This is a genomic window from Rhizobium sp. Rhizsp42, assembly GCF_047304155.1.
Lineage (GTDB): Bacteria > Pseudomonadota > Alphaproteobacteria > Rhizobiales > Rhizobiaceae > Rhizobium.
The window spans coordinates 124,315-142,354 of the sequence record NZ_JBGLYS010000011.1; the positions used below are offsets into that span (position 1 = coordinate 124,315).

Genomic DNA, 18,040 nt, shown 5'->3' on the forward strand with positions numbered 1-18,040 from the left:
GATTATCCCTGATCGGCCTGGAGAAGAATTTCGATACGACGGTTGGACGCGTTGAACGGATCTGCGGCATCCTTCAGCTTGCGGTCGGCGAAGCCGGAGACCTGAGAGACGCGCTTCTCATCGAGCCCGCCGCGCACCATCATGTAATAGGCGGCCTGGGCGCGATCCATCGAAAGACGCCAGTTCTCGTTCTCGCCCTTGTACTGACGGCCATCGGTATGGCCGCGGATGGCCACGACGCCGTTCTTCGCCTTCAGCACCTCGCCGATCTTCTGCATCGCAAGGACCATCTCCCTGCGCGGCACGGCGGAGCCGACGTTGAACATGGAATCGTCGCTCTGGTCGGAGATGCTGACCAGGAGGCCACCTTCAGCTGGCGTCACCGTCAGGCCTTCCGCGAGCTTGCCGGCGATGCCGCCGATCTGCTGGGCGATCTGCTGCTGAAGATCCTTGGCTTCCTGCTGCTGCTCGACCGCCTTTTGCTCAGCAGTCTGCGTGTCAGGCGCGATACCATCCTTGTCGGCGGTCTTGTCATTCGTCTGATCACTGGTCTTGTCCGACGTTTCAGGGTTCGCGGCCTCAGCGGCCTTGGCTGCGGCCTGCTCAGCCTTCGCGTCTTCGGCCTTGGCGAGTTCGATCGCCTCCTTGGCCGGATCGTCCGGCTGCGTCTTGTCGGCGCGAGTCACCTCGATCTGCTTCGTCCAGAAGTCGGGATCGAAAGGATCGCGATAGGCTTCACCGCCATCGGCGCCGGTCGCGGGGCCGGAATCGGCCGCACCGCCCTCGCCCTTGGCGCTGACATTGGCCTGCTGGCCGACTTCCTGGGCGATTTCGGCGAGAACCGAATAGGGGTTTTCGAAGAAGTCCGCTTCGGAATAGTTCTTCTGGTCGCCCGATGTCGAGGTCTGGTCCTCGCCGCTGGCGGCGGCGGCACCCTGGTTCGGCTGGTCCTCTTTTTCCTTCGATTTGTCGGCCTTTTCCTGCCCGTCGGCCTGATCCACCGGCTTCTTCAAGCCCTTCTCGGTCGGCTTTTCGTCCGAGAGCTTGATCGGGTTGAAATAGGTGGCGACGGAGGCCTTGGTCTCTTCGTTGGCGGCATTGACCAGCCACATGACGAGGAAGAACGCCATCAGCGCGGTCATGAAGTCGGCATAGGCGATTTTCCAGGCGCCACCATGGGCGCCATCGTGATCGCCACCACCATGTCGCTTGATGATGATGACCTCGTTCTTGCCGTGGTGATGATTTTCGCTGTCGCTCATTCCAGAACTTTCTTGACGCTCGCCGCCCAGGCAGACATGCGGGTTACGAGTACCGAGTCATCAAACTCGGCGATCAGGTCGATGTCGTCGTTTTCATGATGGCGCAGCAGGTCCGCCTTCTCGCCGAGTTCGTTCTTCAATATATTGAAGAGCGTTTCCGGGCCCTTGACTGTGATCGTGCCGGTCTCGCCTTCCAGAACGGCATCGCGAAGCTGCGCCGCCAGTTCGACGGCGGCCTTTTCAGCCAAAGCCTCGGTCAGGACGGGAGCCAACGTGCGGGCGACCGTGGCGCTCACAAGATCGGCGACCTCGGTGGAGATCGCCTTGATCCGCGAGGCAACAAGATCGGCGATCTCGGTCTCGTACTTGTTGCGAAGCTCTTCGATCTCGCGCTGGTGAACGAGGGCAACCGTCTGCGCTTCAGCCTCGAATTTCTCGGTCAGCTCGGCGGTTGCCTTGGCCTCGCCCATGGCGTTTGCGTCACGGCGCTCCGCCTCGATATCGACCACCGGCTCGGGGGCGATGTCGTCGAAACCACCGAAACCGCCCAAATCGTCGGAAAACGGTGTTTCGACCACGGATGGGGCGACGACGGCGGGTTCGCCAAAGTCTTTCAGACGAGACAGCAGCGCGCTCACTCAACCCACCTCGTATCAGCAGAAGCCTGCGACATGCCGCGCCTCACATTGCACCAAACAAATATTTCGCGCGGTTTTTCACCACGCCTGTTGTTCCTGACCCTAGGAGGCCAAACTTGTGCGAAGATGAAGGGCGCCGCCTGGCGGCGCGCAACCGTGGCCCGCAATCACTGCAGCAGTACGAGAACCTTGCTGGCGGCGGTATTGAGGATGGAAACCGCCTGCACGCCCATCTTCTGCTGGGTCTCCAGAGCCTTCTGGCGCACGGACGCCTCATCCATGTCCGTATCGACAAGCGCACCGACATTCTTCTCGATGATATCGGCCATGTTGGCGGTGTAGTCGATGCGGTCGTTGATGCGGGCGCTCATCGTGCCGAGGCCGGCCGCGGTCGTGGTCAGTGTCGAGAGAAGATTGTCGACGACAGCCATCATGTCATCGACCTGCTCGGTCGTGGTGGTGTTGTCGAGCTTGATCTCGTCGCCATCGGCGCCGGTGACCGATCCGGCACTGAGCAGATAGTAGTTGCGTGGGGCGGTCGAACCCGTGTCGTTCAAGGTGCTTGCGTCAACAGTCTTGGTCAGCAGGCCGCGATTGGCGTTGCTGGTGTCGATCATGACGGTCTGGTCAGCCGGGAAGGTGATGTTCTGTGGCTGATATTCGCCGGTCGGCGCCCGGGTGAAGCCGCCGATGACCGAGCGCGAGGTGGTCAGCGTCGCATCCTGGTTGAACAGCCAGTTTTCGCCGGCGATGCTCGTCGACTGAACCGTCGTCTGCATCTGCTGCTTGAGCTGCTCGATCGTCGTGTTGAGCTTTTCCTTGTCGACGCCGTCTTCCTTGGCGCTGACAAGCGTTGCGCGAATGCTGGTCAGCTGATCGATCAGGCTATCCATCGCGGTGTAGGCGGTATCGACCTTCGAGGCACCAACGCCGAGCGCATCGTGGATGTTGGTCATGGAGCTGCCATCGGAGCGCAGAACGCTCGCAAAGGACCAGTAGGTCGCGTCATCCGCCGCCGTTTCCACGCGCATGCCCGATGATACCTGCTGCTGGGTGGTCGCTGCTTCCTTGTTGATGATCCGCAATGCGGCGAGAGCGTTTACCTGGGCGGAGCTGGTGATTCGATAGGTCATTTTTTGGAGCTCTATGGTAGAGGAGAGGATAGACCGGACCGCCGGCAGCGACAGGCGTGGCTTCATGCCGCCAACCGGTTTTTCCGATCGGCTCGTCGCTAAACAAATCAATTCTTAAGAGAAGTTAACCAAGGCCTACAGCCAGCGCAAGTAGCCGACAAACGGTCTCGCAAGCCTCGCGCAACCTTGATTCTCTTTTCAAAAACAAAGAGAAAGCCGCGTCTTGCGAGACGGCTTTCAAGGTGTTCACGATTGTCTTCAGGGCGTTTGCAACGCCGGCTGACCAGCTTAGTTCTGGAACAGCGTAAGGACGTTCTGGGCGCTCGAATTGGCGATCGACAGCGACTGGATCGCCAGCTGCTGCTGGGTCTGGAGCGCCGTCAGCCTGCTCGATTCCTCTTCCATGTCGGCATCGACGAGACGGCCGACGCCTGAGTCGATCGAGTCGCTGAGGTTGGAAACGAAGCTGTCCTGGAGGTCGATGCGGGTCGAGATCGAGCCCAGCTGCGATGCCGCCTTGGTAAGCGCGCTGAGGCCGGTCTCGACGTTGCCAAGCGTGGTGTTCAAATCTTCAACGCTGAGCTGCGAGATGTCCATGTTGTAGATGGAGCCGTAGGTACCGAACTCAGAGCCGATGACGCCGGTGGTGGTGTCGATCTCGCCGGTTGCCTGCATGCCGAAGAGGACGTTGCCATCGGGGTTGTCATCGAGATTGTAGTCGGTTGTCTGAACCGAAACCTCGCCATTGGCGCCGCGAACGAAAGACGACACGACACTCTTCGTGCCGCTGCCGGCGACCCAATTCTCGCCCGAGAAGGAGGCGGACTGCGCGACGCTCAACAGCTGCTGCTGGAGCTGGCCGATTTCATCCTGGATCTTCGTCTTGTCGACGCCGTTTTCGGTGGCGGCGACAACCTTGGCCTTGATCTCGCTGACGATGTTGATGGCGTTGTCCATAGCCGCGTAGGCGGTGTCGACCTTTGCCGCACCCAGACCGAGCGCGTCGGAGACGGCCGAGAGAGCCTTGTTGTCCGAGCGCATCGTTGTCGCGATCGACCAGTATGCGGCGTTGTCCTTGGCTTCGGCAACACGGTATCCGGAAGACACATTGCCCTGTGTCGTCTCGAGATTGGTGTTGATGCCGCGGAGTGTCTGAAGCGCGGCCATGGCCGCAACGTTGGTCAAAATGCTCGTCATGAAAAGAGCGCCCCTTGTTGGCAAACTTTTAAAAAGGGACATCCCGGTCTACCGCCGGGAACGGTTCATCAGCCTCATGCCTGCTAACCGCTTCTTAAGCTTGGTTAACATACCGTTTAATGATGGCCACAAGACATGAGTTTGGTTAACAAAAAGTTAACGGCAATAAAAAAGCCGCGCTCCGGAGAGCGCGGCTTTCGAAAACCACCCGCCGAAGCGGCGGCGTATTCCTTTGCTGGCGCCTGGCGCCGGCGATCTTAGCGGAACAGCGAGAGGATGTTCTGCGAAGAGGAGTTGGCGATCGACAGCGACTGAACAGCGAGCTGCTGCTGGGTCTGGAGTGCCGAAAGCTTGCTGGACTCTTCTTCCATGTCCGCATCGACCAGACGGCCAACCCCGGAGTCGATCGAGTCGGAGAGCTTCGAAACGAAGTCCGTCTGCAGGTCGATACCCTTCTGCAGCGAGCCGAGCTTGGAGCCGAGCGAGGTCATGCTCTTCAGAGCGCTTTCCGCGTCGGTGATCAGTTCATCGATCGCACCCTTGGTGTCGGTCGAGGTGATCGAGAACTCGGAGATCGAGTCGGTGATGAGCGTGCCGGAGCCCGGGCGATCCAGGATGCCGGTCTGGTCGTCGCTGAAGAGCAGATCGTCGGCCAGAGCGGAGTAGCCCGAGGTGCTGACGCTGACGCCGCCTGCAGTGCGGATGAAGGAGGAGACGACCGACATGGTCTGGCCAACGGAGCTGGAAACCCAGTTTTCACCGTTGAACGAAGCCGAAGCCGAGATGCTCTTCAGCTGCTGCTGAAGCTGCTTGATTTCGTCGTTGATCTTGCCCTTGTCGACGCCGTCTTCAGTCGCGGCAACGAGCTTGGCCTTGATTTCGGATACAACGTCGATCGAGCTCTGAACGGCGGTGTAGGCCGTGTCGACCTTGGCGGCGCCCATGCCCAGTGCGTCGGAAACGGCCGAAAGGGCGCCGTTGTCGGACTTCATGGTCGTTGCGATAGACCAGTAAGCAGCGTTGTCAGCTGCCTTGCCGACGCGGAGACCAGACGACACAGCGCTCTGGGTGTCCGAGAGGTTGTTGTTCACGCTACGCAGCGTCTGAAGAGCTGCCATTGCGGAATTGTTCGTGAGAATGCTGGTCATTTTAAAAAGCCCCTTTTTCGGCAATTTTTCATACGAAGGGACATTCCGGACTATTACCGGAAACGGCGGTCAGCGTCATGCCTGTTGACCGTGCATTTGCTGATCAACTCACCGTTTCGATGAGCCCATATGACGGCAACATGGTTAAGAAACACTAAACCCGGCGGGAAGAAATTTAAGAAATACCCGAGACTTAGCCGAAGCTAACGTACCGCAATAAAAAATGCGGCCGGGAAAGCCCGGCCGCACTGAATTTCAGATGTCTTGCGCTTTCCGCTATTAGCGGAAGAGCGACAGGATGTTCTGCGAAGAGGAGTTCGCGATCGACAGCGACTGGATCGCCAGCTGCTGCTGGGTCTGCAGTGCCGAAAGCTTGCTGGACTCTTCTTCCATGTCCGCATCGACCAGACGGCCAACGCCGGAGTCGATCGAGTCGGAGAGCTTCGAAACGAAGTCGCTCTGCAGGTCGATACCCTTCTGCAGCGAACCGAGCTTGGAGCCGAGCGAGGTCATGCCCTTGAGAGCGGTTTCCGCGTCGGTGATCAGGCTGTCGATGTCGCCCTTGGTGTTGGACGAGCTGATCGAGAATTCAGAGATCGACGCGCTGACCGTGCCGCTGCCGTCACGATCGAGAATGCCGGTGCCGCCAGCGAACAGCAGATCGTCAGCCGACGAGGTGTAGCCGGCCGTCGAAACGCTGACGCCGCCTGCGGTGCGGATGAAGGACGAAACGACCGACATGGTCTTGCCAGCGGCCGAGCTGGAAACCCAGTTTTCGCCGTTGAACGAAGCCGAAGCCGAGATGCTCGTCAGCTGCTGCTGGAGCTGCTTGATTTCGTCGTTGATCTTGCCCTTGTCGACGCCGTCTTCAGTCGCGGCAACGAGCTTGGCCTTGATTTCGGTTACGACGTCGATCGAGCTCTGAACGGCGGTGTAAGCCGTGTCGATCTTTGCCGCACCCATGCCCAGTGCGTCGGAAACGGCCGAAAGAGCGCCGTTGTCGGACTTCATGGTCGTTGCGATCGACCAGTAAGCAGCGTTGTCAGAAGCCTTGCCAACGCGCAGACCCGACGACACAGCGCTCTGGGTGTCAGAAAGGTTGTTGTTGACGTTACGCAGCGTCTGAAGAGCCGCCATTGCGGAGTTGTTGGTGTTAATGCTTGTCATGGATCCGTCCCCGAAATTCGATACCAATGGAGGACATTACCGGACTTATGTACCGGCAATGACGGTTCGGCTTCATGCCACTTGGTCATTCTGCATTGGGACCAAACCCGTCATGTCGAGGATGACTTTCGCAGCAAAACCTTGCGGACTAATTAATGGCACTCCGCCATTTTCCGAACGAATACAAATGGTTAACTAGTCGTTAAAGCAGGACTTAAACAGTTTAACGGCATTTTCGGGATTACTCATCCCCCTGTCGCTTCCTGCCTCAGGCAAGGTTCACGTGTCATTCTGCGCCATAATGGCCTCATTGGGTCCGCGGCAAACCGGCCGGCGGCACCTGGTGTTTGCCGCGTAAAGAACTGAACGAGGTTTGAACGTGAATCGTGTGGTTTCGTTTTCCGCAGCATCAAAAGACTATCAGAGCGGGCGCTATACCAAGTCGCTGGAAACGCTGAACGCGTTGCTCGAAACACAGCAGGATGCGAAGACCTACGCCCTTTTGGCCCGCACGCTGTTGCAGCTGGGAATGAAAGCCGATGCGGCAATGGCCTTCGCGGTGGCCGGCGAGAAGGCGGGACAAAGCGGATCGGAATTTTCCCGCAAGGCAGCACTGCTCTATTTCGAGGTCGGCAATCACGACGAGGCAATCAGGCTTGGCCTGCGGCATATGCTGAACCAGAGCCTCGATGCGGAGCTCGCCTATGCGCTGGCCTCGATCTACAAGAAGCGCGGCCAGGAAGAGTTGCTCAGCCCCTTCGTCAAAGTGCTCGCGGAAAGCAGCAACAGTGACCACACGCTGCTTGCCATCCGGTTGCTCAAGAACGACCCGAGCGACGAAACCCAGGCGCTGCTGATCCGCAACCTGTTCAAGCGCTTCCCGAAGCTGGTACCGCTGCGTTTCCTCTATCTGATGTTCGCCAGACATGTCAGCGATCTGACGAGTATCAAGCTGCACAAGCAGATCATCGACGAGTTGATCGCCAACGGCCAGACCGCGTTCCTGCACCATGAGAGCGAATTCTATAATCTCCAGTGGTGTGGCGACGAAGCGCTCAATCGCATGACGTCGAGCATGAACAACGCCGTGACGGCCGAGCAGACCACCGCACGACGCACACGACCGCATCAGTGGGCGGACAAGATCCGCGTCGGCTACCTCTCCAACGACCTCTTCGAGCAGCATGCGACCATGAAGCTGATGGGTCGTGTTCTGGAGCTCCACGACAGGGACCGTTTCGAGATCACGCTCTATTGCCATTCGCGCGCATCGAACCTGGAGCACAATACATTCGACCGAAGCCTCTGGGGCCGGGTTGTCGAAGTGGGTGATCTATCCGACGCGGCGATGGCCGAGCGGATGCGGGCCGACGGGATCGATATTCTGGTCGATCTCAAGGGGCCGACATTTGAAACGCGCTATCACGTTTTGAACAAGGGGCCCGCCCCGATCCAGATTTCCTGGCTCGGCTTTCCGGGCAGCGCCACGAACACGGATGTCGATTATATCATCGGCGACCGGTTCGTTCTGCCGGAATCCTCGCGCCCGCATTATCATGAAAAATTCATCCGGCTGCCGGACACCTACCAGCCGAACGACCCCTTCCACCGGCCGACACCCGGCTTCGTGGACCGCGGCGAATTCGGCCTGCCCGACGACAAGTTCGTCTTCGCCTCGTTCAATGCCAGCCGCAAGATCACGCCGGAGACGGTTGACGTCTGGTGCAACGTGCTTCGCCGGGCGCCGAACAGCGTGCTTTGGATGATGGCGGTCTCGAAGCAGACGGAAGCCAATCTTCGCGAATATTTCAAAAGCCGCGGAATTCCAGCCAAGCGTCTCGTCTTCTGCGGGCACGCGGATTATCGCAGCCATATCGACAGGCAGCAGGCGGCCGATCTCGCGCTCGACACCTGGCCGTACAACGGCCACACCACGACGTCGGAGCAGCTCTGGGGCGGCTTGCCCGTTCTGACGTTGAAGGGCACCAACTTCGCCTCGCGCGTGACCGAAAGCCTGCTGAACGCGATCGGGTTGCCCGAACTGGTGACCAATGATGCGCAGGGCTATGAGGACATGGCTGTCGCGCTTTACGAGAACCCCGAGCGCATCGCCGAATTCAAGCAGACGATCGACGACAACAGGATGATCAAACCGCTGTTCGACGCGGAACGTTTCTGCCGGCACCTTGAGACAGCCTACGAGATGGCAGTCGAGCGCGCCAAGCAGGGGCTGGAGCCCGACCATCTGGACGTACCCGCCCTGCCCGCCAGAACCACGCCGTTCTGACCCAGCTTGCGACGGGTTCGCGATCTCTTGAAACATCAAAACAAAAGGCCGGCGATCTGATCGCCGGCCTTTTGTTTTGAAAGCTTGGACGGTGTCGTCGTCGTGTAGTGCGTCAGTTGAAGGATCGAACCAGGCTGCCGACGAGCAGATTCCAGCCGTCGATCAACACGAAGAAGAGGATCTTGAACGGCAGGGAGATCGATGTGGGCGGCAGCATCATCATGCCCATGGCCATGGTGATGGTGGCGACGATCAGGTCGATGACCAGAAACGGGAGCACGACGAGGAAGCCGATTTCGAAGCCGCGCCGAATTTCCGAGATCATGAAGGCGGGAACGAGCACGCGGTAGTCGATCGTGGCGCCGGTATCGACCGTCTGGCCGCGCTCACGGGCGAGATCGACGAAGAGCGCCAGATCCTTGTCGCGGGTGTTGCGGGTCATGAAGGTGCGGAAGGGCTCGGCGATCCGCTCCACCGCCTGCTGCTCGTTGATCTGGTTCGACAGGAGCGGCTGAACGCCATCCCGCCATGCCTGATCGAAGGTCGGCTGCATGACATAGAAGGTCATGAACAGCGACAGCGACAAGAGGATCATGTTCGAGGGGGTAGAGGCGAGGCCGAGGCCGGTGCGCAGGATGGAGAAAGCAATGACGAAGCGAGGGAAGCTCGTCACCATGATCAGGATGCCGGGCGCGACCGACAGAACCGTCAAAAGACCGAAAGTGCGGATGATCCATGCCGCAACCGAACCGTCCACCGGCAGGTTGAGCAGGTTCGACGGGAGCTGCTGCGCATGCGCCAGCTCCGGGACCGCCATCATGGCAGCCAAGATCACTAGGAATCGAATCATTCGATGACGAAGGTCCTGAACATGACTTTCGATACGCGTCCCTGCGCCCGAAGGTCAACACGCTCCTGGATGTCATCCCTAAGATATTCGAAGCCGCGCGGGCCCTCGATCTGCTGCAGTGAAACCGTCCGGATATAGGCCATGATATCCTGGTGGATATCCTCGGCGAGCTTCACGTCCGGCGGGCCGGAGAACAGCAGCGCCACTTCGAGGCGCACCCAGTTCTCGGAGGGATAGGCGAGGTTCGAGGTGATCGGCTCGAGCTGCACAACGTTGTTGGCTTCCGTCGAGATCTTCTGGAGCCCGGTCTCGCCAGCCTTGGCCTGTTCGGCCGCGGCAGCGGGCTGTTCGGCCTCCTGCGCGGATTTCACGCTGGGTGCGATCATGCCGCCGACGACCCAGCCACCGCCGCCGCCAAGGAGTGTCAGGACGGCGAGGCCGATGATCGTCATCATCATCGCCGACTTCTTCTTCGGCTGGCCCTCGGTGCCTTCTGCGTCTGCCATTGTGCCGAACCTTAGAGTGGCGAGAGGATATCGACGGCCTGCTGGCCGCGCGGGGGCTGCTGCACTTCCATCAGGCGGCCGCGGCCACCGTAGGAGATGCGCGCTTCGGCGATCCTGTCGTAGGAGATTTCGTTGTCGGCGGTCACGTCCTGCGGACGCACGATACCGGCGACGTTCAAGATGCGCAGTTCCTGGTTCAGGCGCACTTCCTGCGAGCCGCTGACAACAAGGTTGCCGTTTTCGAGGATGCCGGTGACGACGGCCGCGACCATCAGGTTCAGCTTGTCGGTGCGCTCGATCTTGCCCTTGCCATCCGTGCTCGTGTCGGAACCATAGGTGACGTCGGTTTTCGACGACGGGTTCCAGCCGAGGATGTTGGCCTGCGCGTCCCAGTTCAGACCGCTGCTGTTCTCGCGACTACGCTTGCTGTTGTTTTCGAACGAGCCCTTGTCGTTGATCGAGATGTTGACCGTCAGGATATCGCCGACGTTGAGCGCGCGAGCATCCTTGAACAAAGCGGCCTTGGAATCACTCCAGAGCGAGTAGCCCTGGGCGACCTGGCGCGGCTGCTTCGGATACATCGACATCTGCTGCGTCTGGCCATAGGCAAGACCGCTGCCGATCGGGCTCATGGCGGGCGCACGGCCGATCTCGTTGATCGCCTGCGGGGATTGGCAGCCGGCCAGAATGGCTACAGCGGCAATCGCGACCGGGAAACGCTTGTTCATGAGGGGTCCTTCGACGTATTGGGATCGGACGCGCTGGCGATGATGTTGGCGATAACCGCAGCTCTCTGCGGATCCATCTCGTTCAGGATCAGGCTCGACTGCGTGGCGTTCAGCCGCATGATCACGGCGGCCGCCACTTCGACCTTCACTTCCTGAAGCTGCAGCGCGGCTGCGTCCGGCTTCATCTTCTTGTAGATATCGGTCAGCCCGGCCTCGGCCTGCTTCAGGAAGTCGTTGCGACGCTTCAGCCAGTCCTGATACTCGTCGCGGCGCTTCGTCATTTCGGCCATGCGGCTATCGACGTCTGCCCGGAGCTTGTCGAGTTCCTGCTTCTGTAAAAGATAGCGCTGATCGCGGGCGGGTTCGGCGATGTTGCTGCAGAACTGCTTGATTTCTTCCTCGGACGTCAGCTCGCCGCCTGCCGAAGTGCGTGCTTCCTGCGCGAAGGCGCCGGGAATGGTCAGCATGACGACGGCGGCCGTAGGCAGGACCAGGCGTTTCGCCAGTTCCGAAACCGTCATGTTCGCGAAAGAGATCTTCGTCATTGCAGGACAAGCTCCGCTTGCAGCGCACCGGCCGATTTGATGCCCTGCAGAATGGCGATGATGCCATCCGGCTTGACGCCGATGTTGTTAAGGCCGGCCACGAGGGTCTTCAGGTCAGGCCCGTCGATGAGAGCGACATTGCCGCCCGTCTGCTGAGCCGTGATATCCGTCTGCGGCTGGACGGCGGTGACGCCGCGCGAGAAGGGCTCGGGCTGAATGACCTGAGGCGTTTCGCTGACCTGGACGGTGAGCGTACCATAGCTGACGGCGACCGGTGAGACGCGGACATCCGCGCCGATGACGATCGTGCCCGTCCGTTCGTTGATGACGACCTTGGCCGGCGTATCGGTCTCGACGGCCAGATTTTCGATATCCGCCATCAGACGCGTAAGATCCGCTTCCCTTGGCTTCTGGACGATCACTTCCTGCGCGTCCTTCGCCTCGGCGACGGGGCCGCCAAAGCGGCCGCGCGCGTAGCCGTTGACCACGTCGGCGATGCGAACGGCGGTGGAGAAATCCGGATTGCGCAGCTGCAGGACGAGGTTGATCGAATCCTTGAAGCGCGACGGGAGCTCTCGCTCGATGATGGCGCCGCTCGGCACGCGACCGGAGGTCGTGACACCTTCGGTCACGGTCGCGGCCTGACCCTGCGCGGTGAAGCCGGAGACGACAACCGAGCCTTGGGCGACGGCGTAGATCTGGCCATCGGCGCCCGACAGAGAGGTCATGATCAGCGTTCCGCCGCGCAGCGATGTGGCATCACCCAGCGAGCTGACGTTGACGTCGAGCCGGCTGCCGGGGCTTGCAAAGGGCGGCAGGTTGGCGGTGACCATGACGGCCGCGGTGTTCTTGGCGTTCGACTGGCCACCCTGCGTGGAGATGCCGAGGTTCTGCAGCATCGCGCGCATCGACTGCTCGGTAAATGGCGACGAACGGAAGCCATCGCCGGTCCCCTGGAGACCGACGATAAGGCCGTAGCCGATCAGCTGGTTGTCACGGCCTGATTGCAGCGACGCAATATCCTTGATGCGCGAGCTCATCGCCGACGCTGGCGTGACAGCCAGGACGTTCGGCGCAAGCATTGCAAGTGCGATGAAAAGACGAAATAGGATCTTCATTTTGCAGCCACGTGTATGGTGCCGTTCGCGAGCACGGTGCCGCTAACGATCACGCCGGAGTCCATGTTGCGCACACGGATCATCTGGCCGGTCATGCCATCTTCAAGCGGAGAGCCGGCGGCCGAGATTGCCATGGCGCCGACCGTGAAGATCAGCCGGGTCGAGGAGCCGCGCGTGACCGTATAGGGCTCGCGCAGGGCAGAGATCGAAATCGACTGGCCGGGAAGCAAAGTTCGCTTGGAAATCATGCCGTCCACCTGGCCGATGGACTTGGCGTAATCGCCCTGCAGATTGGGGTTGGTGACTTCGACTTCCTGCAGCTGGGCGCTGGAGATCGTTTCGCCGGGATAGATGATGGTGGTCGGAATGACCGCGTAACCCATGTCGGCGGCGGCAAAAGCCGTCGGCGCCGCAAGGGTCATGGCCGCAACCAGTGCGGCTTTCGCCCATCCACGAAGATGTTCTACCCGGCAAAACGTCATGTTTCGGCCCTTCCCTGTTACTTCAGGTTCTTGCTGACGATGGAGGCCATTTCGTCGGCGGTGGTGATGACTTTGGAGTTCATTTCGTAAGCGCGCTGTGCCGAGATCAGCTCGGTGATTTCCTTCACCGGGTCGACGTTGGACGATTCCAGGTAGCTCTGCTTGAGATAGCCGTAGCCCGGATCGTCGGGTGTGCCGACGACGGGCTGGCCGGAAGCCGGCGTTTCCTGGAAGAGGTTGTCGCCGAGCGGCTTCAGACCGGCTTCGTTGACAAAGTCGGCGATCTGCAGCTGTCCGAGAGTCGTGGGCACTGTCTGGCCCGGCAGCATTGCCGTCACTTCGCCGGAGCGGCTGATGGTAAGCTGCGTCGAACCGACGGGGATGGTGATGTTCGGCGCGACCGTGTAGCCGTCGACGGTGACGATCTGGCCGGTCTCGTTCTTGTTGAACGCGCCGGCGCGGGTGTAGAGCGTCGTGCCGTCCGGCGCCTGGATCTGGAAGAAGCCACGGCCGATCAGGGCCACGTCGAGGTCGTTGCCGGTCTGGGCAAGTTCGCCCTGGATGTGCAGGTTGCGGACAGCGGACGTCTGGACACCGAGGCCGATGTTCGCGCCCTCGGGCACGATCGCCTGGTTGGCGCGGTTGGAGACGCCCTGCGCGCGTTCGGTCTGGTAGAGCAGATCCGTAAACTCGGCGCGGGCGCGCTTGAAGCCTGTGGTGTTGATGTTCGCGATGTTGTTCGCGATGACCTCAAGATTGGTCTGCTGGGCATCCATGCCCGTTGCTGCAATGGCAAGCGCTCTCATGGCTCAATCCTTAAAATCAACTACATCTGCATCTTGGTTACTTCGAGGAAGGCCGAAACGACCTTGTCTCGAATGGCAATCGCGGTCTGAAGGGTCTGCTGCGCCTGCATCACGGCATCGACGACTTCACGCGTCGTCGCGGTGCCCTTGATGCCTTCGAAGGACATGTTTTCAGCGCCCTTGATCGAATTGACAGCGTTGGTGGCCGCATTGCCGAGGACAGATGCGAAGCTGGCGTCGTTGGTGGCGCTTTGGGCTGACGACGAGGCCTGGGATTTGCCGAGATCGACGCCGCTCAGATCACGCGTTACCGACAGGGAGCTGAGGCTGTTTATGCTGTTAATCATTATTGGCTCTTCAGAAGGTCGATTGTCGATGAAACGAGATCGCGGGTTTGCTTGATGACCTGCAGGTTGGCGTCGTAGGAGCGGTTGGCCTCGCGCATGTCGGCCATCTCGACCAGCATGTTGACGTTCGGAAGCTTGACCACGCCCTTGGCGTCCGCAGCAGGATTGTTGGGATCGAATTCGGTGCTGAACTTCGATTCATCGACGCCCAGTTTCTTGACGTTGACCGTCGTTACGCCCGTTGCGCGATCCATGGCTTCGCCGAAGGTTATGGTCTTGCGGCGGTAAGGATCAGCGCCAGGGGTATCCCCCGTGGAGCGAGAGTTTGCGATGTTTTCGGAGACGATGCGAAGACGCGTCGACTGCGCCTCAAGGCCAGAGGCTGCGATTTTGGAAGCGGCGGACAAAGGATCCATGTTTTTAGCTCTTCACCGTCATAAGCATCAATCGGTTGAATGACCCCACGAGCGAGGTGTTCAGCTCATATTGGCGCTTGATTTCGCCAGCCTTGGAGAGCTCTTCGGCGAGACCAACCGTGTTTCCCGATTCCTGCACGCCCATCTCTTCATCAAGCGCCGCATCCTTGACGTCGATGTCGTTCTTGGTGCTGAGATCGTTGCCGCTCAGATGTGCGGCGTTGGTCCGCGCCATCGCCACGTCCGAATTGTCGAGAACAGCCTGAAAAGGCGTGATGTCCTTGGCGCGATACTTTGGCGTGTTGGCGTTCGCGATGTTGCCGGCAACGACTTCCTGACGAATCGACAGCCATTCCGCCTGCCGCGAGGCCAAGTCGAACAGTTGAATCGGTTGCATGGAACTCTCCTTTTTACTGCCCCGAACCTAGGTCGGTAATCTTGCGTCAGACTTACGGAGAATGCGTTCTTGCTTCATAAAGGCGAGCTGGGATCGGGAGAGACGAAAAAGGCTCCCCCGCTGTGCGGAGGAGCCTTGAAAGCCGATGCTGGCCCGACGTCCACGACGTCAGTAAACTTCACCCCGGGACGTGACGATCACCCATTTTCCGTCGCGCTGCTCGAGCGTCGCAAGGCGGCTCTCATCCGGCAGGATCGAGCCGACGCGAACGACATACATGCCCGATGTATCCTCGATCAGCGCACGGCCGTTGGCGACATGCAGCAGGCGGAAGGCCGACTTGCCGGGGAACGGCTGATCTTCGGCGGGGGCGCCCTTGTTGTCTTCCTTGCCGATGGAGGAGACCGTTGCCGTCGTCAGCGGATCGACCGGGACCTCGGGCTTTACTTCCGGCGGGTTCCTGTTGGCCATCGCCAGCGGTGAAACGCTGAAGACATTGCGCGCCGGCCAGTTCGGCAGGTCGCGCGTGCGGTCGCCTTCGGCGACATTGAGGCCGAACTTGTTTTCGTTGAAGAACACGTACCACGGAAAGATCGCGGATGCGCCGGCGAGCAGCAGACCCGCGACCGTGAGAACGCGATCGTTGAACGTCGACCTGCGACGGCCCTGCGGCTTCAGCGGCGGAATCTTTTCGTCATCGTCGAAATCGGTCACATCTAGTCTTTCTATCTTCAAGCGTCGGCTATCTTCTAATTCGCTATCTGCGCACCGGCTGGTTGCCGATGCCGGCGGCCGCCTTCAGGGCTCCGGCCAGATCGGCGAAGGAATCCGGGGATGGCTGATCGCCGGGGGATTGCTTCAATACGTCGTAAATGACGGGCACCTGCTTGACCGCCATGTCCAGATCCGGATCGGCGCCCTGCCGGTAGCCGCCGATCAGGCGAAGATCGCGGGTTTCCTCGTAGCGATGCACAAGAGCCTTGAGGCGCGAGACGAGCTTCTCCTGATCCGGCGTCCAGGCCTTGCGGGCCAGACGCGAGATCGATGCGAGCGGATCGATCGGCGGATAGCGGCCTTCGTCAGCGAGGCTGCGCTGGAGCACGAGGTGGCCGTCGAGAATGCCGCGGGTGGAGTCGGCGATCGGATCGTTGTGATTGTCGCCATCGACGAGGATCGAAATGATTGCGGTGATTGTGCCGGTGCCCTCGGGGCCGGGGCCGGCGCGCTCAAGCAAGCGCGGCAGTTCGGTGAAGACGGAGGCCGGATAGCCGCGCGCGATCGGCGGCTCGCCGGAAGCGGTCGCGACTTCGCGGATCGCGTGGGCGAAGCGCGTGACGCTATCGACGATCAGAAGGACGTTGTCACCCTGGTCGCGGAAATGCTCGGCGATGGTGATCGCCGTCAGCGGCGCCATCTTGCGCAGCATCGGGCTTTCGTCGCTGGTCGCAACCACGACGACCGATTTCTGCATGTCGGCGCCGAGCGTATCCTCGATGAATTCGCGCACTTCGCGGCCACGTTCGCCAACGAGCGCGATCACGACCTTGTCGAAGGCGTCCGCGCGGGCAAGCATGGAGAGCAGCGTCGACTTGCCGACGCCCGAGCCGGCGAAAATGCCGAGACGCTGGCCGAGGCACAGCGGCGAGAAGATGTCGATCGCGCGCACGCCGGTCTTGAAGCCCTTCTCGACACGCTGGCGTGTCATCGAGGGCGGCGCGGTGTTGGAGATAGAGCGGCGTTTCAGTCCCTCGACAACGGGGCCCTTGCCATCGATCGGCTCACAGAGCGAGCTGATGGTCCGGCCGCACCAGCTGTCAGACGGCGCGATGCGGAAGGCGCCCTTGCGGATGACGGTATCGTGAACGCCGATCGGCTCGCCCGGCTCAATGGGGCAGATATAGGCAAGATCCGGCTCGACGCGAACGACTTCACCGAGATGCACGCCGGTCGCCGACTTGTGGGCGACGAACTCTCCCAGACGCAGATGGCGCGACAGGCCCGTGACCGTGTAGTGACCGGTCGCAATGGTCTGCACATGGCCGCCGGGGGCGATCATGAAATCGGGATTGGCGTAGCGTGCCGAAAGCGCTTCGAGATGGGTGAGCTTCTTGGAAAGCGCCGCCTCGGTCAGCTGTTCATTGCCCATGGATCAAACCTTCCGCTTAGCGGCTACCGCCCAGCGTCTTGATGGCTTCGCCGAAGGAGGATTCGCTGTCCTTGGTGAGCGAGGTCATGCTTTCGAAAGCACGGTTGACCTCGATCAGCTGGGTGATTTCGCGCATCGCATTGACGTTCGAATTTTCGAGATAGCCCTGCTGGACGCCGACATTGAAGCGGTCGACAACGGCGGTCGGCGTCTGGGTGGTCATGATGCCGCTGTTCTCATAGCGGAGATAACCCTTGGAGATATCCGCCTCGAAGAGGCCCAGCGCGGCGACCTGCCGGTTGTTCTGGTAGATCATACCGTCGGCGCCGACCTTCGGCTCGCCAGCGGTTCTGTCGAGCATGATCGGCCCGCCGCCGGTGTCGAGCACCGGATATCCGCGCACCGAGACCAGCTCACCGTTATCGGTCAGCGTGAAGCGGCCATCCTTGGTCAGAACCCGGCCGGCTGGCGTGTCGAGCGAGAACCAGGCATCGCCCTTGATCGCGAAATCGAGCATGTTGCCGGTGTGGTTCATTTCACCATTGTCGGCGGACAGGTAGTCGTTGCCCTGCGAGACGTATGCGATCTTCGCGTTGAGCTTGTTATCGGTATCGCCAATCAGCTGGTTGAACTTGACCTCGGTGCCGCGGAAGCCGGTCGTGTTCACGTTCGCCAGGTTGTCCGCGATCGTGTCGAGGCGACGCATAAGTGCCATCTGCGACGACAGCGAAACATAAAGACCGGATTGCATCGGGGTAGGCTCCTGGCATTGGCGATGAACGTTACGAAACCAGGGCGTTTGCAGTGTGTTCGACCCCGATCCCGCTGAGGCGGCATCTCAGACATGGGCATGGTGGCCCATTCGTC

General features: G+C 60.4%; 20 protein-coding genes. 1 reads left to right on the forward strand and 19 read right to left on the reverse strand.

Annotated features, from left to right (window positions below; translation table 11 throughout):
* Positions 1-2: 2 nt before the first annotated feature.
* The 6 genes from ACCD05_RS13235 to ACCD05_RS13260 form a co-directional block, all read right to left on the reverse strand.
* The gene (locus tag ACCD05_RS13235; RefSeq protein ID WP_209232714.1) at positions 3-1,262 is read right to left on the reverse strand and encodes a MotB family protein; all 1,260 of its coding nucleotides are present in this window, start codon (positions 1,260-1,262) and stop codon (positions 3-5) included.
* The gene (locus ACCD05_RS13240; protein WP_413393225.1) at positions 1,259-1,900 is read right to left on the reverse strand and encodes a hypothetical protein; all 642 of its coding nucleotides are present in this window, start codon (positions 1,898-1,900) and stop codon (positions 1,259-1,261) included. The genes ACCD05_RS13235 and ACCD05_RS13240 overlap by 4 nt, the downstream gene beginning before the upstream one ends.
* Positions 1,901-2,067: 167 nt before the next feature.
* Positions 2,068-3,033, reverse strand: coding sequence for a flagellin (locus ACCD05_RS13245; RefSeq protein WP_413393227.1), 966 nt, complete (start codon positions 3,031-3,033; stop codon positions 2,068-2,070).
* 288 nt (positions 3,034-3,321) lie between these two features.
* Complete coding sequence (locus tag ACCD05_RS13250; protein WP_047507430.1) at positions 3,322-4,230, reverse strand: flagellin; 909 nt, start codon at positions 4,228-4,230, stop codon at positions 3,322-3,324.
* Between the two features lie 257 nt (positions 4,231-4,487).
* Positions 4,488-5,378: a flagellin gene (locus tag ACCD05_RS13255; protein ID WP_047507428.1), complete on the reverse strand. Its 891-nt coding sequence runs from the start codon at positions 5,376-5,378 to the stop codon at positions 4,488-4,490.
* A gap of 279 nt (positions 5,379-5,657) precedes the next feature.
* Positions 5,658-6,545, reverse strand: coding sequence for a flagellin (locus ACCD05_RS13260; protein ID WP_047507425.1), 888 nt, complete (start codon positions 6,543-6,545; stop codon positions 5,658-5,660).
* Between the two features lie 379 nt (positions 6,546-6,924).
* Between ACCD05_RS13260 and ACCD05_RS13265 the strand changes: the two genes are divergently transcribed.
* Positions 6,925-8,832 carry a glycosyl transferase gene (locus ACCD05_RS13265; RefSeq protein ID WP_112979994.1) on the forward strand — a complete coding sequence of 636 codons (1,908 nt, stop codon included), beginning with the start codon at positions 6,925-6,927 and terminating at the stop codon, positions 8,830-8,832.
* A gap of 112 nt (positions 8,833-8,944) precedes the next feature.
* Here the strand turns inward: ACCD05_RS13265 and fliP are convergent, their stop codons facing one another.
* The 13 genes from fliP to flgF all read right to left on the reverse strand — a co-directional run bounded on the left by fliP (position 8,945) and on the right by flgF (position 17,924).
* Complete coding sequence (fliP, locus tag ACCD05_RS13270) at positions 8,945-9,682, reverse strand: flagellar type III secretion system pore protein FliP (RefSeq protein WP_047507422.1); 738 nt, start codon at positions 9,680-9,682, stop codon at positions 8,945-8,947.
* Entirely contained in the window at positions 9,679-10,188 is a 510-nt protein-coding gene (locus ACCD05_RS13275) for a flagellar basal body-associated FliL family protein (protein ID WP_047507419.1), read from the reverse strand. The genes fliP and ACCD05_RS13275 overlap by 4 nt, the downstream gene beginning before the upstream one ends.
* Before the next feature lie 11 nt (positions 10,189-10,199).
* Complete coding sequence (gene flgH, locus ACCD05_RS13280; protein ID WP_047507417.1) at positions 10,200-10,916, reverse strand: flagellar basal body L-ring protein FlgH; 717 nt, start codon at positions 10,914-10,916, stop codon at positions 10,200-10,202.
* On the reverse strand, positions 10,913-11,461 hold the full coding sequence (locus ACCD05_RS13285) for a MotE family protein (protein WP_047507413.1): 549 nt from the start codon (positions 11,459-11,461) through the stop codon (positions 10,913-10,915). The genes flgH and ACCD05_RS13285 overlap by 4 nt, the downstream gene beginning before the upstream one ends.
* The gene (locus ACCD05_RS13290; protein WP_112979858.1) at positions 11,458-12,579 is read right to left on the reverse strand and encodes a flagellar basal body P-ring protein FlgI; all 1,122 of its coding nucleotides are present in this window, start codon (positions 12,577-12,579) and stop codon (positions 11,458-11,460) included. The genes ACCD05_RS13285 and ACCD05_RS13290 overlap by 4 nt, the downstream gene beginning before the upstream one ends.
* Positions 12,576-13,061: a flagellar basal body P-ring formation chaperone FlgA gene (flgA, locus tag ACCD05_RS13295; RefSeq protein ID WP_047507408.1), complete on the reverse strand. Its 486-nt coding sequence runs from the start codon at positions 13,059-13,061 to the stop codon at positions 12,576-12,578. The genes ACCD05_RS13290 and flgA overlap by 4 nt, the downstream gene beginning before the upstream one ends.
* Positions 13,062-13,078: 17 nt before the next feature.
* A complete protein-coding gene (gene flgG / locus ACCD05_RS13300; protein ID WP_047507406.1) occupies positions 13,079-13,867 on the reverse strand; it encodes a flagellar basal-body rod protein FlgG in 789 nt (262 codons plus the stop codon).
* Between the two features lie 20 nt (positions 13,868-13,887).
* A complete protein-coding gene (locus tag ACCD05_RS13305; protein WP_047507403.1) occupies positions 13,888-14,214 on the reverse strand; it encodes a flagellar hook-basal body complex protein FliE in 327 nt (108 codons plus the stop codon).
* Complete coding sequence (gene flgC, locus ACCD05_RS13310; protein ID WP_047507401.1) at positions 14,214-14,630, reverse strand: flagellar basal body rod protein FlgC; 417 nt, start codon at positions 14,628-14,630, stop codon at positions 14,214-14,216. The genes ACCD05_RS13305 and flgC overlap by 1 nt, the downstream gene beginning before the upstream one ends.
* Positions 14,631-14,634: 4 nt before the next feature.
* The gene (gene flgB / locus ACCD05_RS13315; protein WP_047507399.1) at positions 14,635-15,027 is read right to left on the reverse strand and encodes a flagellar basal body rod protein FlgB; all 393 of its coding nucleotides are present in this window, start codon (positions 15,025-15,027) and stop codon (positions 14,635-14,637) included.
* A gap of 168 nt (positions 15,028-15,195) precedes the next feature.
* The gene (locus tag ACCD05_RS13320; protein WP_413393234.1) at positions 15,196-15,741 is read right to left on the reverse strand and encodes a flagellar protein; all 546 of its coding nucleotides are present in this window, start codon (positions 15,739-15,741) and stop codon (positions 15,196-15,198) included.
* A gap of 43 nt (positions 15,742-15,784) precedes the next feature.
* Positions 15,785-17,173: a flagellar protein export ATPase FliI gene (gene fliI, locus ACCD05_RS13325; RefSeq protein WP_112979856.1), complete on the reverse strand. Its 1,389-nt coding sequence runs from the start codon at positions 17,171-17,173 to the stop codon at positions 15,785-15,787.
* A gap of 16 nt (positions 17,174-17,189) precedes the next feature.
* Positions 17,190-17,924, reverse strand: a complete 735-nt coding sequence (gene flgF / locus ACCD05_RS13330) for a flagellar basal-body rod protein FlgF (protein WP_047507394.1) — start codon at positions 17,922-17,924, stop codon at positions 17,190-17,192.
* Between the last annotated feature and the right edge of the window lie 116 nt (positions 17,925-18,040).

Excerpts from the sequence above, each read along its gene's own strand:
- ACCD05_RS13285 (WP_047507413.1), bottom strand. The coding sequence starts at position 11,461 with ATGACGAAGATCTCTTTCGCGAACATGACGGTTTCGGAACTGGCGAAA.
- ACCD05_RS13250 (WP_047507430.1), bottom strand. The coding sequence starts at position 4,230 with ATGACGAGCATTTTGACCAACGTTGCGGCCATGGCCGCGCTTCAGACA.
- ACCD05_RS13235 (WP_209232714.1), bottom strand. The coding sequence starts at position 1,262 with ATGAGCGACAGCGAAAATCATCACCACGGCAAGAACGAGGTCATCATC.
- ACCD05_RS13255 (WP_047507428.1), bottom strand. The coding sequence starts at position 5,378 with ATGACCAGCATTCTCACGAACAATTCCGCAATGGCAGCTCTTCAGACG.
- flgB (WP_047507399.1), bottom strand. The coding sequence starts at position 15,027 with ATGCAACCGATTCAACTGTTCGACTTGGCCTCGCGGCAGGCGGAATGG.
- ACCD05_RS13260 (WP_047507425.1), bottom strand. The coding sequence starts at position 6,545 with ATGACAAGCATTAACACCAACAACTCCGCAATGGCGGCTCTTCAGACG.
- fliI (WP_112979856.1), bottom strand. The coding sequence starts at position 17,173 with ATGGGCAATGAACAGCTGACCGAGGCGGCGCTTTCCAAGAAGCTCACC.
- flgH (WP_047507417.1), bottom strand. The coding sequence starts at position 10,916 with ATGAACAAGCGTTTCCCGGTCGCGATTGCCGCTGTAGCCATTCTGGCC.
- flgC (WP_047507401.1), bottom strand. The coding sequence starts at position 14,630 with ATGGATCCTTTGTCCGCCGCTTCCAAAATCGCAGCCTCTGGCCTTGAG.
- fliP (WP_047507422.1), bottom strand. The coding sequence starts at position 9,682 with ATGATTCGATTCCTAGTGATCTTGGCTGCCATGATGGCGGTCCCGGAG.
- flgA (WP_047507408.1), bottom strand. The coding sequence starts at position 13,061 with ATGACGTTTTGCCGGGTAGAACATCTTCGTGGATGGGCGAAAGCCGCA.
- ACCD05_RS13290 (WP_112979858.1), bottom strand. The coding sequence starts at position 12,579 with ATGAAGATCCTATTTCGTCTTTTCATCGCACTTGCAATGCTTGCGCCG.
- ACCD05_RS13305 (WP_047507403.1), bottom strand. The coding sequence starts at position 14,214 with ATGATTAACAGCATAAACAGCCTCAGCTCCCTGTCGGTAACGCGTGAT.
- flgG (WP_047507406.1), bottom strand. The coding sequence starts at position 13,867 with ATGAGAGCGCTTGCCATTGCAGCAACGGGCATGGATGCCCAGCAGACC.
- ACCD05_RS13245 (WP_413393227.1), bottom strand. The coding sequence starts at position 3,033 with ATGACCTATCGAATCACCAGCTCCGCCCAGGTAAACGCTCTCGCCGCA.
- ACCD05_RS13275 (WP_047507419.1), bottom strand. The coding sequence starts at position 10,188 with ATGGCAGACGCAGAAGGCACCGAGGGCCAGCCGAAGAAGAAGTCGGCG.
- flgF (WP_047507394.1), bottom strand. The coding sequence starts at position 17,924 with ATGCAATCCGGTCTTTATGTTTCGCTGTCGTCGCAGATGGCACTTATG.